An 11,740-nucleotide genomic window follows, 5' to 3' on the forward strand; every position below is an offset into this window, starting at 1 on the left:
TCAAGCCTGGTTCTCTTGAAGCTCAATTGGGCTCGAAGTAAAGACCTTCTATGGAATTCACCCTTGAGGGGAATGGTTGTTCAGCCTCGATCTGACCGATAAGCCATTCCCTCTGAAGCCTCTCGCCTGGGCCGCTTGTGTGCGAAGGTAAGAGTCTTGATCAATTTTTTTTTTGACGATCTTCATTGGAAATCTCTCCTGGGACGCTGAGCGGGAGGATCTCACGCATCTGTTCAGTCAGTACGGCGAGGTGAGCAAATGCTCCTTGCCCCTCGACCGGGAGACGGGCCGCAAGCGTGGTTTCGCTTTTGTGGATCTCAGCAACGAAGCCGATGAGCAGTCGGCGATCGACGACCTGCAGAACGTTGAGTGGATGGGCCGTGCCATCTCCGTTCGTAAGGCCGAACCCCGCCGCTGAGCTTCAAAACAAGCCCAAGGGGGATGGGCCGGTGATCGTTCACCGACACTTGAACCCCTGATTCACCTCACTGTCCAAAACCGCGGTCGGTTGTGGATGGTGAGACTCTCTCATGTTTTGCGTTGGCCGGTTGCTGTTGTGAGGCCTGGTTGAGCCGACTGTCGAGCCAACGCGAAAGCACATAGATCCCAATGAACATCGGGATATAAATCTGATAGGCACTCTGCTGTTCAATTTCGAGCTGACTGACGACTGTGACGCCTGCCGTGCTGAGCACGAGGTATATCCCGACACGCCGAAACAGGGGTGATTTGAACAACGGTTTAAGAGTTCGAGCCTTTCATCATGTTCTCCTGCCGAGGACCTCCCTCAATTGTGGGATGTGCCAGACGCGGTTTGCCTACTGAATGGGGAGGCGCTGCAACGCTCTGATGCCAGCCGCCTATGACCTGATCATTGAGCGTTAGGGCTTGGTTGTGTTGGAGACAATCAAGGCCTGTGACGATGACGCTGCCTGGCGCGCTGGTTTGATGTTGCACATCGATGCACTGATGGCCGTGGTCTGCAGGGACAACACGACCCTTAATCGATGCGGGCTTAGGCTTCTCTTAAGAGTTGGAGCGGTGCCGTGATCGGATTAATCGCCTCTGGTTTGTTCCTGGTGTTTCCCTCGATTCCTGGAGCGGATCTTTCCCTGTTCAGGCAGCTGAACAGGGAGCTCGGTGCCCTTTGTCAGGAGCCTCCCGCACAGGCCATCAGGGTTTGTCGCATCCACGCCCGCCTGGTGAAAGGCTGAGTCAGCGCCCGTTCGGCACCACACCACAGGCAACCCGTGCTCCACCTCCACCAAGGGGGGGCTCGTCCCTGTAGGTGTCGTCTCCAGCGTGAACAATGAGAGCCCTACCACTTAGATCAGCTGTGCTGAGCCGTGGCGCCACCACGCTTGTGTTGGTCTTGCCATCGTCATCCACCACCAGCCTGCTGAGATCGCCCCGGTGACCGTTTCCGAAGGGCCCTAGATGCTGGCCAGTTTCGTCAGGGTCCCAGTGCCCACCTGCAGCAAGGCCGGCAACTGGGGTGCCGTCGGCGGTTTCGCCCACTTCACAGCTTCCCGTGCTGTGGAGATGGAAGCCGTGTTCCCCAGGGCTCAGTCCCGCCAGATCGGGATAAATCACCAGACCTTGGTCGGTGTCTTGCGCTGTGATGCTGCCGATTGACTCGCCAATGCCGTTGGTATCAATGCGTTGCAGGGTTACCTCCAAGGCTTCGCACAAGCCCGGTGTGAGCGTGAGCAGGCCGATGAGCAGAACGAACTGGGCGAGCAGACGACGCATCAAAGAACCGCATGTTCTTGAATTGTCGCTTCCGGTTGGTCCTGTCTGCGGTGAAGATGGTGCGTCGTTCGGCTAATGCTTGGTGATGCGGTGGGAATACACCCAGTTGCGCTTCGTGCCCCGGGGGAAGTCGTGGACCGGGGAAATCGAGGAACTTTGGCTGGATGATCGCCAGCTGATCTCCAGAAGCCACCCACAGCGGGACGTCAGCCTGGTGGGGTTAATGAATGAATTGGGTGAGCAGGGCTGGGAATTGGTGACCTACGCCCAACCCTTTACCGGCTACCACGGTGGTTGCTACACCTTTAAACGCCAGAAGTGAACAAGTGTTTTAGAGCGGGCTGGCGTTGATGTGCTGGGCCATGCCCATAAAACCGATCACGAGAAGAGCAACAGCAATCGTCGAGGCAAGGGATGCCAAGTTCATTTGTGTTTGATGACTCAAGCTTTTCATGCATCAACCTCGTTTTTCAGATGAACGAGAATGCACTGCTCATAACAGACTCCGTCATCTAGATTGCAGAGTGTTAGGCACTCAAAATAAGCATTTACTTGTGATTCAGTGACGCAGGCTTGGGCTGCATTTGGAGATTCTAGATTTGTATTCAGCATGTCATTCTCAATTCGCAGAGCGACACTATCGTGATTCACTTTTTTAGGCAATGAAATCATTGCGGAGGGTAAATACCTAGAAAGGATTACCTATTCGATTGAAATTGTGGCTTTTAGGCTTCATTGCGAGCTTCTGAACGCAAGAGCAGTGCGCTCGAAACCTTGATTTGATCGTAGATCCAGGCTCCTTAAGCTGAATCGATGAGCAAGGGCAACCCCTCTGAACGGCTGGAGGACGATCTCAATCGTGCCAAGGCTCGTGGCCGTTGGCTCAGTGACGATGAGCAGGCTGAGCTTGATCGTGAAGCTGATGCCGTGGCCATCCAGGTTGAGGCCAAGCAAAAGCGTGATCGCAAGCTGATGATCCTCGCCGGGGTCTGCCTGTTGATTCCGCCGTTGTGGCCTGTGGCCCTTGGCCTGACCCTGTTCCTTCTCTACCCAGAGACTATGGCAAGGATCGGGCTGGCTGCTGCGATCACCTTCTTGGTTGGCGGATTGCTGTTGGCTGGCGTGCTCGGTTTGGTGATGGTTTGGCTGATTCAGCTGCTGTTCTGATCAGCTCTGCTCAAATCAGTTTCTTGATTTCACAACCGTCATGGCGACGGGGGCCAGGGCAATCAAAGCCAGCTTGATGTGCTGAATGCCAAAGGGAATGCCGATGATCGTGACAAAACAGGCCAGGGCGCTGCTGAGGTGACCCAGGGCCAGCCACCAGCCAGTCACAAGGAACCAGATCACATTGCCGAGTGCACCCAGGGGGGCCGTCCCCAGATCGCCTCGTCCCCTGAGCTGACGACGGCTCATGGCTTCGGAACCGAAAGGCCAGAGCGAGAAACAGCCGATCACTCAGCATGACCTCGCCCATGGCAGTCCAACGATGGTGATGGCGCAGATCAGTGCTGCCAGCCACCAGGCCAGAGCCATTGGCAGTCCGCCGAGAACAACCCAGAGGAGGTTGAGGATCATCGAGAACATGTCTCCATTGTCACGGCAGGCGCAATGCTCGTTCGTTAAATTCTGTAAAATGTGTTTGACCAGTTATGTCGGGCAGTTACGGAATTGTTGGTTGTGGATATGTCGGATCTGCTGTTGCAGCTCATCTCAGGCGTCAAGGCCACGAGGTTGTTGGCACTACCACAACCCCCGAACGGCTGTCTGAACTCTGCGATCTAGTCGACCACCCCCGCCTTTACAGCGCGGGCGACTCCATGGCCGATACCAGCTTCCTGGATCGGCTCGATGGTGTTCTGATTGCGATAGCTCCCACTACAACCACCTTTGAAGAGGATCAATACGAGAAGGTCTATGGCCAGGCGGTGCCGGCCCTCGTTGATGCGCTTCGTCAACGCCAGGGGCGTCGGCCTCTGCATGTGACCTACCTGAGCAGTGCTGGGGTGTATGGCGATCAGTCCGGCGCGATCTGCAATGAGCTGACGCCTCCTGATTGTTCCAACAATGCCAACGCTCTTCTGGCCAGCGCCGAGACGTCTGTTCTTTCGTTAAACGACGCCTCAACTCAGGCTTGTGTATTGCGGCTGGGTGGTATTTACGGTCCTGGTAAGGACATCCCGTCGTACATCCGTAGTGCTGCTGGACAGTCGGTTCGCAAGAACGGTAATCACATCAACGCCTGGGTTCATTTGCTCGACATCGTCCGTGGCGTTGATTTTGCTTTCGGTCGGAGCCTCCAAGGCATCTACAACCTTGTGGATGATCTCCAGTTCACCCGGCGTCAGCTCTCCAATGCCCTGTGTGATGACTTCGGTTTGCCTCCTGTGATCTGGGACAACCACGATCGCCCCGGAGCCCGCATCTTCAATGCCCGTGTCAGCAACGCTCGACTGCGTGAGTTTGGATTTCAGCCGAGTGTCAGCTCCATGCTCGAACCGGTGGCGGCCTGAGCCCCCCTGCATCCCATAGCGGACCCGCACAACATCTGCGGCTGATTTGATTTTTCGATACATATTGAGCCAATTTTTCTCATTTTTTGATATTCATGTGAAGCAGGATTGCGGGATCCACGGTCAACTTCCTGCATTGTTTAGACACTCTGCAATCAATGCGGTGGTGCTGTGAAAGACGAATCATTTTGCATCGAATTTGCTTCTTCCTTGGCACTGATGTTGTTGGAGCTCAATGCAGAACTGCTTGAGCTTGCAGACGAAGCCTCCAATGTGAATGCAGAGGTTTCTGTCGTTGAACTTGAGCGTGCTTGCTGATGTTGGCTCGCATTCGTGCCGTCTTTGCTGACGCTCAAACGGAAGGTTTGGATCAGCTGTATGACGTCATCAATGCCGCTTCGATCTTGATGATCAACCGGAGCCGGAACAGTTTCTTTTAGTTCTCCAGGAATGTTGTGATGCCCGTCGGGAACATCAGAGGGCTCAGCCCTCGGAGTAGCGCAGTGCTTTGAGGCCCATCACCAGATGGGTGCGAAAACTTCCCAGAGCCATGACCTGCTTGGGTGACCGGGTGTCGCTAACAGCATCACCCTGCCCTTCAATCCAACGCAGCAACTCCTGGGTTTGGTCTGCCCACGCACTCAGTGCTGCGCGCAGCAGTTCGTCATCGCTGAGTTGACCTTCAGGAAGGGCGGATGTGTCCATCGCCGCTTTCAGCAAGGCGTTGAGTTGCTGATGACTCAGCGCGTCAGGAACAAAGGGATCGGAATCGATGCTTAAGAGAATCTTTAGGTGTGCCTCGACGGTAGTTCAGGGGTATCGGTTAAGACCACCCGTGTTTTGGCTCATTGCTTCAGCGTGATGGAGCTTGATCCGGGTCAACGCTCAGGCCGCGTGTGGCGAGTGCCAGGCGCCTGGCTGCCAAGAGGGCGGGATAGGCGAGTGCCGAACGTTGGTTGTCACCGAACAGCTTGGCCAGCAGCCCTAACAGGGGATCGCTGGGTTTCATGCGCCGGCTGAGTTCTGCGATGGCTTCACTGCCATGCCACCGATGCTCTCCTTCGATCAAAATGGCCCCATTGCGCAGAGGCAGTCCGAGGACATTGAGTTCGCGACGGATGTTGTGATCGGCGCGCCCGTCAACAATGCGCAGGTTTGGAACACCCGCTTGGAGCTCACTGCGCAGGGCGAATTCTCGACAGAATGGGCATCCGCCGTCGTAGATGAGGGTTAACAGCATTGCTGAATTCTGTCGCGAAGGGCTTGGGCCTGGCGTTGTTGCTCTGCTGGATGTTGGTGGCGCCCCAGCCTTTATGGGCCGATTGGATCTGCGATGGAGATCGGCTCAGTGTTGAGATCACGCGAGGAGCCGTCGATCTCACCGGTCTGCCGGAAGGCATTCCCAACACGTTGGAGGGAACCCTGCCGGGAGATGGAATTCTGCTGCGTTGGCGCGACGTGGAGTTGCAACTTCCGCGTACCAACAATGCTGGTGAGCCCAGTTACACCGATGGCCGTTGGTGGTGGCGTGTTGTTGATGCTTCAGCGCCGGAATTCTGGGAACGCCGTGGCTCGGTGGTTCGCCACCAATGCGAACTGATCTGAGTCCCTTTACCGCCGTTTTCGCTTTCGGCGGCTCGCCTTGCGGGTTCCTCCGTAGCGATAACCAGCTTGTTCTCGAAAGTTCGGCAAGCAGGTTTCGCACACCAATATCCAGTTAGCGAGTCGTTCCGTGCTGACGCGGAAATGCTGGCTCCCAGGCTGTCTGCAGTGATCACAAAAAAAGCTTTTGTTTTTCCACAGTTTTTTTTCTGACCCCTGTCGCACATCGGCCTGCTGAGACTCCTGCTGAGGATTCTTTGCTTCGCTCACGGCAGAAAGCGCTTCGTTTGGACTTGATGCATTCTCAGGATCACTGATGCGTTGGTTCCTTGAAAACAACTGCCAACACAGCATTCTTGTCAACGAACTTGAGGATTCGCTTGGTACTGGTGAGCGTCTGAGGTTTGTTTTCCACGCCGACTGCCGAAACCGCTGTGCTCGTCAGGATCAAGTATTAAAGTCCTGTGGAAAAGCTGTGCATAACGCTACGAATCGCTTGGAACATGGGCGTTGATAGAGGCTTTTAGGGCGGCCATCTCGTGGGCGGTGAGGTGAGCTTCGACGGCGTCAGGCGTGTTGTTCAGATAGTGGATCCATTCTTCGTAGCACTGCTGTTGCGTTGCCATGAGGTCCTGGTCTTCACAATCCACTGCGCTTAGCAGACGTTCTTCGATCTTGGCGAGCCGCGCTTCGATCCGGCTCAAGCGGCTGGCGATGGCGTCGTCCTGTTGCGTCATCTGCGGAGGGGCGGGAGGGCCTCTGATTGTTGCGGGGAGAAGCAGGGTTGACGGTGTAGTACATGCGCACTAAAACAGATGTACTGCTCTGAAGCTCATGTCTACGAGTTCTCCTTACGCCCCCTTCTGTGCTGACGAGTGGATGCGTCATTCTTTGATTCGTCCGCGCAAAGCGTTCCCGGTGAAGGCCTCAGCAGCAGCGAAGCCTCGTGCCAGACCGCCCGCTGCAGCTCGAACTTGTGATGCCGTGCAAGGAGAGCTCTTCCTCTTTCCAGTTGTGATCTGCTGAGCCTTGGTCTCTGCGACAAACGTTTGCAGAAGTCGCTGTTTGCCCCCCGTTCTGTCAGGGTTAACGGTGGTTTTTGTTGCCAGACCATGCTGTTGTTCGCCTCTCAGACAGCTCAAGGCGGTCCGACCGTGATTCTTCCTGCTCTGCTCATCACCGGTCTTCTCGTCGCAGCATCCCAGGCTTTTGTTCCTAAGGGCGGCGACAACAACTGAGTTTTGCCGTTCGCTTTATCGAAGGGCTGAGAGAACATCAGCCCCGAAAGCATTTGCATCAAAACCTGGCTTTTTGGGTGTCTGTCCCAGACGCACAATCACCGCGCGCTGGGATGGAGCCACAAGCAGCAATAGCCCCTGATAGCCCTCCGCTGAAAAGCTGTCTGTGGGCAGATCAGGCCTTGATTTGCGGCGGCTGATCCACCAGTGCGCTCCGTAGGCCTGCTTGGATCCCCTGTACGCCGTTCGAGCTTGCTGAACCCAGTTCGCGGGCAAAAGTTGTTTGTCGTTCCAGCTGCCCTGATCCAGGTAAAGCTGGCCAAACCGGGCCCAATCGCGTCCGCTTGCCCAAGCCAGGGATGAGTCCACCAAAGTTCCACTGTTGTCGCTTTCGAGAACAGCAGTAGTCATCCCGAGAGGCCCGAACAACGCCTGTGAGGGGAATCTCCAGTAGCGCTGATCGTCATCGATGGCGTGTCTCAGGATCCGGCTGAGGATGTTGGTGTTGGTGGTTCCGGATGAATAGTTCCACTTTTTCCCTGGTTTTTTGCTGAGCGATTTGCTGGCGGCGAACCCTGTCATGTCGGCTTCCTGGGTCAGCATCCGCATCAGATCCGAGTTCAGTGCTCCCGTTTTTTCGAATGCCAGCCCGCTGTTCATTCGCAGCAGCTGATCCAGGCTGATTTTTTGGCGTGGATCCAGCGAATTACTCCATTCGGGCACCCTCGGCGGCTTGTCGGGATCCAGAAGCTCTTCGTCGATGGCTCGTCCGATCAGGGCATGGGTGATGCTTTTGTTCATCGACCAGCCAATCAGTGGCATGTGGGGCTGAATGCCCTTGGCGTAGTGCTCGGCAACCACCCAGCCGTTCTCACAACAACCACAGCCCGGGTTCGTTTTAGTAGGAGAGGATCGTTCTCCTGCAAGGCGCGATCGAGAGCCGTGTTCAGCGCTTGGCGATCGATTTCAGGTGGCTCTGGCTGAGCTGTGGCGATCAGGGGCCAAGGGGCTCCAGTGGGCTTGGAATTGCCAGACCAGGCTTGTTTTGGCTGAGGGTTCGGGGCATTGGTTGGCCGTTGATGCTCCATGTGCAGCCCCGTTCACCGTTCTGAACTGCTTCAGCACGAATCAGCCCGAACAGGGAGCTCGCTTTAACGCGACCAGCGCTTGGCTCGATTTGGGTGTGGATCATCCCCTGGCCGTCGGCCAGGTCTTCTTTCAGCATTTGGTCTGGATCCATCCCAGCCATAGGCAAGCCGCTGCAGAGCTGTTTGGCGATAAAACTCGTCCCCGCCTTGGCGAAGTTGACCAGGTTTCGCAGCGGAGGTTCCAGGCCTGCTGTGACGCTGAAGGCCACTGCCGCAGTTGAGATCACCACAATGCGCCACTGCTGCTTTGTCACCCTCAACGGCCATAAAAAAAGCGGGGAATGTCCCCGCTTTAATCATGAATGGAAATTTGGCCTTAGTACACGTCGTAACTCACGCCGCGGTAACGAAGTTCCCGCCCGCCGCTTGGGTGTTGTTGTGGGTCGATCGCTTCGTAGACAACGCCGCGATAGCGCAGCACCTTGGTTTTGGATCCCACCGGGGTGTGCACCCGGTCGGTGTGGCCTTGGTGGCGGTAGGCCCGTGCCATCTGTGTTCTGGCCGTTTCGATGGCCTGATTGCGCACAGTCCGTGCCTTGATCAGTTGAAGGGTGTTCATCTTTCTCTTGCGCGGTGCCCACGCCCCCGTTGCTTGGCGTGGATCTGACTGCTGCCTGTTGAAGAGGCTCAACGTGACCACACCATAGCCTTAATTTGTATCAACGGCTACTGTTTTTCCTGCTTCGTTTGGGGGCGTTGGCAGTATTGGTCTGGATGAAGGCGGCGGTTGTCTGAGGCAGTCCCTCTGGTGTGCATCTGCGGGCCGTCTGCGGCTGGTAAGACAACCTTTGCGGCCCATCTCGCCGAGCAGCTGCGTGGCAGGGGACGGCGTCCACTTCTGATCGCCTGCGACGACTACTACCGCAGTGGTTGGCTCCCCAGCTCTCGCTATGGATTCGACACGGTGGATGCCATTGACGTGGATCAGCTGCGGATGCAGCTCAGCGCTGTTCGCTATCGGCGGCTGGGCTCTTTGCGCAGCTACGACATGCGCAGCCGCAAGGTTGGCTCAAGGCCATTGAATCAGCCCTATGACCTGGTTCTGGTTGAAGGCTCCTATGGGCCGCAACATTTGCTGGAGGCGGTACCGATCTCGCTTGTGGTGTACATCGAAACCCCTCTTCTCCAGAGGCTGGTCAGTCGTCTCTGGCGTGATGTACGCGAGAGGCAGCGGTCGGTTCTGTATGTGATTCGCCAGATGCTGGGTGAAATGCTGCCAGGTGAACAACGCTTCATTCACCCTTTGAAGCAGCGCGCTGATGTAATCGTTCGCGGTTACAACTGGAATCTGGAGCTTGTTCTCAACAAAATTGAATGTCGCGGTTAATCGAGGCAGTCGTAAGCGTCCCCTCCGCTGAGGCAAGGCAGACCTCTGGTGAATGTCATTCCCAGAGGTGTTGACAACCAGGTGCAACTGTCAGACCTTGTTTCCTTTGTCGTCCCAATACTCGATCCTTCTCACTTCAAGGTCGTCTTGTTTCAGTTTGGTGGCGATCTCCTTGGCTCTCGCTCTCAGGTACAACTCATCTGTCACCAGGCTTTGGTAAACGATCTCTTCCAGTGTTTCTGGTGGAGCTTCTGAGACGATCTGCTTCACGTCATCCTTACTCAGCTTCACGTCAGTTCGGATGCTGACGGTCTGCTCGAAGTCGAACTCGATTTCGTTGATGACGGATTCCATGGGCATCCTTCCAGGCAAAAAGAAACCCCTGCCGAAGGCAGGGGTTTCAAAACGACTCGCAGGAGTGTGACCTTGTTTCCACCCTGCGAGTCGCTATTCCTCACCCCTCCAAAATGCCAACACGAGGCGAGCGATGGGATTGCTGATGGACAGCCTCCCGGTTGGCACCATCGGCCCGTCTCAAAGTTCAGCCGCATCGCCCGAGGCCGGAGACGCAAGGCGCTTCCAGCCTTGGGTCTGCAATGACGCCCAGAGTTGTTCTGCTTCGGCCTTTCTGAGATGTCGCGGCTCCTTCAGCAGGGGAGGGCCATCAGGCAGGCGACGGCCTCTGTCGATGAAAACCTTTGGCTCGTTGATCCATCCCTTCTGATCGCGATGGAATCGCCAGATCCAACGGCCATCACTATCGATGAGCCAGCCCTCTCCCATGACCACGCTACAAGTGCACCAGTACTAGCAATGACGAGTGTGGGCGGTCAGGTGGCCTCCTGCCTCAAGTTCAAGCCAAAAAGGGAGCAGGCTCCTCAGTCCACCCCCTCCGTGACGCATGGAAAGCATCGGTGCTATCGCGTGCACTGTCCATGACGCTGGAGTTTTCGCGGATAACGATCCGCACGCATTCAGGCATGACTGCTTGGTAAGAGCTGTTCTTACTCGAGTAATGGTTCGGTCGGCGCGAGCATCACTGCCAACGCTTCGGGGAGTTGAACGAGCGCAGGTTCCCTCGCTTGCGCCTCCCCCACAAATGCAAGGGAGGTCGTTGCAGGTCCAGCGCCCTTGGCACCGATGGTCTGATCCAGCTATCAACCCTTCAGGATCTACCGCGTTATGGCCTCTTTCAACATCAATATCGAGGGTGGTGCCAGCTTTTCGTGCCCTGATGACGTTTACATCCTCGATGCAGCAGAGGAGGCCGGAGTTGATCTGCCCTATTCCTGTCGGGCCGGAGCCTGTTCCACTTGCGCCGGCCGTTTGGTGAGTGGCTCGGTGGATCAGACCGATCAGAGTTTTCTCGATGATGATCAGATGGGCCAGGGGTTCGCCCTCCTTTGTGTGAGCTATCCCACCGCTGATTGTGTGATCAAGGCCAACGCTGAAGAGCACTTGTCTTGATCAGGGCTTGCGGGTGATCACAGGACGCCGCCGTTTTGGATAGAGCTCACGACACATGGGGCACACGGTTCCATCGCAGCCCCGTGCCGTGCAGAACTCGCGGCCCCAGAAGATGATCTGCAGGTGCAGCCGGTTCCAGTGCTCCTTTGGGAAGAGGCGCTTGAGGTCCTGTTCTGTATGCACCACACTGCTGCCGTCGCTCAATCCCCAGCGCTGGGCCAGCCGGTGGATGTGGGTGTCGACGGGGAAGGCGGGCACGCAGAAGGCTTGGGCCATAACAACGCTGGCTGTCTTGTGCCCCACTCCTGGCAACGCTTCGAGCTCCTCAAAGCTCCGGGGAACGCCGCCGTCGTAGGCCGTTACCAGAATCTGAGCGAGGCGGCGCACATTTTTGGCCTTGGTTTTGGCCAACCCGAGCTGCCGGATGAAGGCGAGGATCTGCTCCTCCTCGAGTGCCGCCATGGCGGCGGGTGTCGGTCCGGCGGCAAACAGCGCCGGCGTGACCTCATTCACTTTCTTGTCGGTGCATTGGGCACTCAACAGAACAGCGATCAGCAGGGTGAACGGATCACTGTGATCTAGGGGGATCGGCGTTTCCGGGTACTGCTCGTGGAGGCGCTGCAGGATCACCTCCACCCGCTCTGACCTGCGCACGGGAATTAAGTGGGTGCAGTGATCTTGGCGCTTCGGTGA

18 protein-coding genes and 1 pseudogene are annotated in these 11,740 nt (G+C 56.5%); 8 read left to right on the forward strand and 11 right to left on the reverse strand.

The window, feature by feature from the left end:
- The first annotated feature begins 172 nt into the window (after window positions 1-172).
- Window positions 173-418, forward strand: a complete 246-nt coding sequence (locus tag FZX09_RS02090; RefSeq protein ID WP_186540459.1) for an RNA-binding protein — start codon at window positions 173-175, stop codon at window positions 416-418.
- 797 nt (window positions 419-1,215) lie between these two features.
- On the opposite strand, the gene sodC is transcribed toward FZX09_RS02090, so the two are convergent.
- Window positions 1,216-1,752 carry a superoxide dismutase family protein gene (gene sodC / locus FZX09_RS02095; RefSeq protein ID WP_226399539.1) on the reverse strand — a complete coding sequence of 179 codons (537 nt, stop codon included), beginning with the start codon at window positions 1,750-1,752 and terminating at the stop codon, window positions 1,216-1,218.
- A gap of 85 nt (window positions 1,753-1,837) precedes the next feature.
- Between sodC and FZX09_RS02100 the strand changes: the two genes are divergently transcribed.
- Together FZX09_RS02100 and FZX09_RS02105 are read left to right on the forward strand one after the other, a co-directional pair.
- On the forward strand, window positions 1,838-2,074 hold the full coding sequence (locus tag FZX09_RS02100; protein ID WP_186495351.1) for a hypothetical protein: 237 nt from the start codon (window positions 1,838-1,840) through the stop codon (window positions 2,072-2,074).
- A gap of 491 nt (window positions 2,075-2,565) precedes the next feature.
- Window positions 2,566-2,919, forward strand: a complete 354-nt coding sequence (locus FZX09_RS02105; protein ID WP_226399541.1) for a hypothetical protein — start codon at window positions 2,566-2,568, stop codon at window positions 2,917-2,919.
- Window positions 2,920-2,934: 15 nt separating this feature from the next.
- Here FZX09_RS02105 and FZX09_RS02110 read toward each other — a convergent pair.
- Window positions 2,935-3,339 (reverse strand): annotated as a pseudogene (locus FZX09_RS02110) (YccF domain-containing protein).
- Window positions 3,340-3,404: 65 nt separating this feature from the next.
- Here FZX09_RS02110 and FZX09_RS02115 point away from each other — a divergent pair.
- Together FZX09_RS02115 and FZX09_RS02120 are read left to right on the forward strand one after the other, a co-directional pair.
- Complete coding sequence (locus FZX09_RS02115) at window positions 3,405-4,265, forward strand: SDR family oxidoreductase (RefSeq protein ID WP_226399543.1); 861 nt, start codon at window positions 3,405-3,407, stop codon at window positions 4,263-4,265.
- Window positions 4,266-4,436: 171 nt separating this feature from the next.
- Window positions 4,437-4,583 carry a hypothetical protein gene (locus FZX09_RS02120; RefSeq protein WP_226399545.1) on the forward strand — a complete coding sequence of 49 codons (147 nt, stop codon included), beginning with the start codon at window positions 4,437-4,439 and terminating at the stop codon, window positions 4,581-4,583.
- 165 nt (window positions 4,584-4,748) lie between these two features.
- Here FZX09_RS02120 and FZX09_RS02125 read toward each other — a convergent pair whose 3' ends face one another.
- Entirely contained in the window at window positions 4,749-4,970 is a 222-nt protein-coding gene (locus FZX09_RS02125; protein WP_226399547.1) for a hypothetical protein, read from the reverse strand.
- Between the two features lie 148 nt (window positions 4,971-5,118).
- The gene (locus FZX09_RS02130) at window positions 5,119-5,505 is read right to left on the reverse strand and encodes a DCC1-like thiol-disulfide oxidoreductase family protein (RefSeq protein ID WP_226399549.1); all 387 of its coding nucleotides are present in this window, start codon (window positions 5,503-5,505) and stop codon (window positions 5,119-5,121) included.
- On the opposite strand from FZX09_RS02130, the gene FZX09_RS02135 reads away from it, so the two are divergent.
- Entirely contained in the window at window positions 5,505-5,870 is a 366-nt protein-coding gene (locus FZX09_RS02135) for a hypothetical protein (protein ID WP_370624156.1), read from the forward strand. The genes FZX09_RS02130 and FZX09_RS02135 overlap by 1 nt on opposite strands.
- A gap of 482 nt (window positions 5,871-6,352) precedes the next feature.
- On the opposite strand, the gene FZX09_RS02140 is transcribed toward FZX09_RS02135, so the two are convergent.
- From FZX09_RS02140 to FZX09_RS02155, 4 genes are all read right to left on the reverse strand, one after another.
- Window positions 6,353-6,604 (reverse strand): hypothetical protein, encoded by a 252-nt coding sequence (locus tag FZX09_RS02140; protein WP_226399551.1) that lies wholly within the window; start codon window positions 6,602-6,604, stop codon window positions 6,353-6,355.
- Window positions 6,605-7,120: 516 nt separating this feature from the next.
- A complete protein-coding gene (locus tag FZX09_RS02145) occupies window positions 7,121-7,966 on the reverse strand; it encodes a serine hydrolase (RefSeq protein ID WP_226399553.1) in 846 nt (281 codons plus the stop codon).
- Between the two features lie 133 nt (window positions 7,967-8,099).
- The gene (locus FZX09_RS02150; RefSeq protein WP_226399567.1) at window positions 8,100-8,513 is read right to left on the reverse strand and encodes a hypothetical protein; all 414 of its coding nucleotides are present in this window, start codon (window positions 8,511-8,513) and stop codon (window positions 8,100-8,102) included.
- Window positions 8,514-8,569: 56 nt separating this feature from the next.
- The gene (locus tag FZX09_RS02155; RefSeq protein WP_226399568.1) at window positions 8,570-8,812 is read right to left on the reverse strand and encodes a hypothetical protein; all 243 of its coding nucleotides are present in this window, start codon (window positions 8,810-8,812) and stop codon (window positions 8,570-8,572) included.
- 168 nt (window positions 8,813-8,980) lie between these two features.
- On the opposite strand from FZX09_RS02155, the gene FZX09_RS02160 reads away from it, so the two are divergent.
- Entirely contained in the window at window positions 8,981-9,580 is a 600-nt protein-coding gene (locus FZX09_RS02160) for a nucleoside kinase (RefSeq protein ID WP_226399570.1), read from the forward strand.
- 90 nt (window positions 9,581-9,670) lie between these two features.
- Here FZX09_RS02160 and FZX09_RS02165 read toward each other — a convergent pair whose 3' ends face one another.
- Both FZX09_RS02165 and FZX09_RS02170 read right to left on the reverse strand, forming a co-directional pair.
- Window positions 9,671-9,934 carry a hypothetical protein gene (locus FZX09_RS02165; protein ID WP_226399572.1) on the reverse strand — a complete coding sequence of 88 codons (264 nt, stop codon included), beginning with the start codon at window positions 9,932-9,934 and terminating at the stop codon, window positions 9,671-9,673.
- A gap of 180 nt (window positions 9,935-10,114) precedes the next feature.
- The gene (locus tag FZX09_RS02170; protein WP_226399574.1) at window positions 10,115-10,363 is read right to left on the reverse strand and encodes a DUF1651 domain-containing protein; all 249 of its coding nucleotides are present in this window, start codon (window positions 10,361-10,363) and stop codon (window positions 10,115-10,117) included.
- A gap of 399 nt (window positions 10,364-10,762) precedes the next feature.
- Here FZX09_RS02170 and FZX09_RS02175 point away from each other — a divergent pair, with 399 nt between their 5' ends.
- Window positions 10,763-11,047: a 2Fe-2S iron-sulfur cluster-binding protein gene (locus FZX09_RS02175; protein WP_226399576.1), complete on the forward strand. Its 285-nt coding sequence runs from the start codon at window positions 10,763-10,765 to the stop codon at window positions 11,045-11,047.
- Here the strand turns inward: FZX09_RS02175 and nth are convergent, their stop codons facing one another.
- Window positions 11,048-11,701 carry an endonuclease III gene (nth, locus tag FZX09_RS02180; RefSeq protein ID WP_226399578.1) on the reverse strand — a complete coding sequence of 218 codons (654 nt, stop codon included), beginning with the start codon at window positions 11,699-11,701 and terminating at the stop codon, window positions 11,048-11,050.
- Window positions 11,702-11,740: the final 39 nt, after the last annotated feature.

Origin of the sequence: Synechococcus sp. MU1643 (genome assembly GCF_020514095.1) — a bacterium.
Lineage (GTDB): Bacteria > Cyanobacteriota > Cyanobacteriia > PCC-6307 > Cyanobiaceae > Parasynechococcus.

Bases quoted from the DNA above. Each gene is read 5' to 3' on its own strand.
- sodC (WP_226399539.1), bottom strand. From the start codon at position 1,752: ATGCGTCGTCTGCTCGCCCAGTTCGTTCTGCTCATCGGCCTGCTCACG.
- FZX09_RS02100 (WP_186495351.1), top strand. From the start codon at position 1,838: ATGCGGTGGGAATACACCCAGTTGCGCTTCGTGCCCCGGGGGAAGTCG.
- FZX09_RS02105 (WP_226399541.1), top strand. From the start codon at position 2,566: ATGAGCAAGGGCAACCCCTCTGAACGGCTGGAGGACGATCTCAATCGT.
- FZX09_RS02115 (WP_226399543.1), top strand. From the start codon at position 3,405: ATGTCGGGCAGTTACGGAATTGTTGGTTGTGGATATGTCGGATCTGCT.
- FZX09_RS02125 (WP_226399547.1), bottom strand. From the start codon at position 4,970: ATGGACACATCCGCCCTTCCTGAAGGTCAACTCAGCGATGACGAACTG.
- FZX09_RS02130 (WP_226399549.1), bottom strand. From the start codon at position 5,505: ATGCTGTTAACCCTCATCTACGACGGCGGATGCCCATTCTGTCGAGAA.
- FZX09_RS02140 (WP_226399551.1), bottom strand. From the start codon at position 6,604: ATGACGCAACAGGACGACGCCATCGCCAGCCGCTTGAGCCGGATCGAA.
- FZX09_RS02155 (WP_226399568.1), bottom strand. From the start codon at position 8,812: ATGAACACCCTTCAACTGATCAAGGCACGGACTGTGCGCAATCAGGCC.
- FZX09_RS02165 (WP_226399572.1), bottom strand. From the start codon at position 9,934: ATGGAATCCGTCATCAACGAAATCGAGTTCGACTTCGAGCAGACCGTC.
- FZX09_RS02170 (WP_226399574.1), bottom strand. From the start codon at position 10,363: ATGGGAGAGGGCTGGCTCATCGATAGTGATGGCCGTTGGATCTGGCGA.
- FZX09_RS02175 (WP_226399576.1), top strand. From the start codon at position 10,763: ATGGCCTCTTTCAACATCAATATCGAGGGTGGTGCCAGCTTTTCGTGC.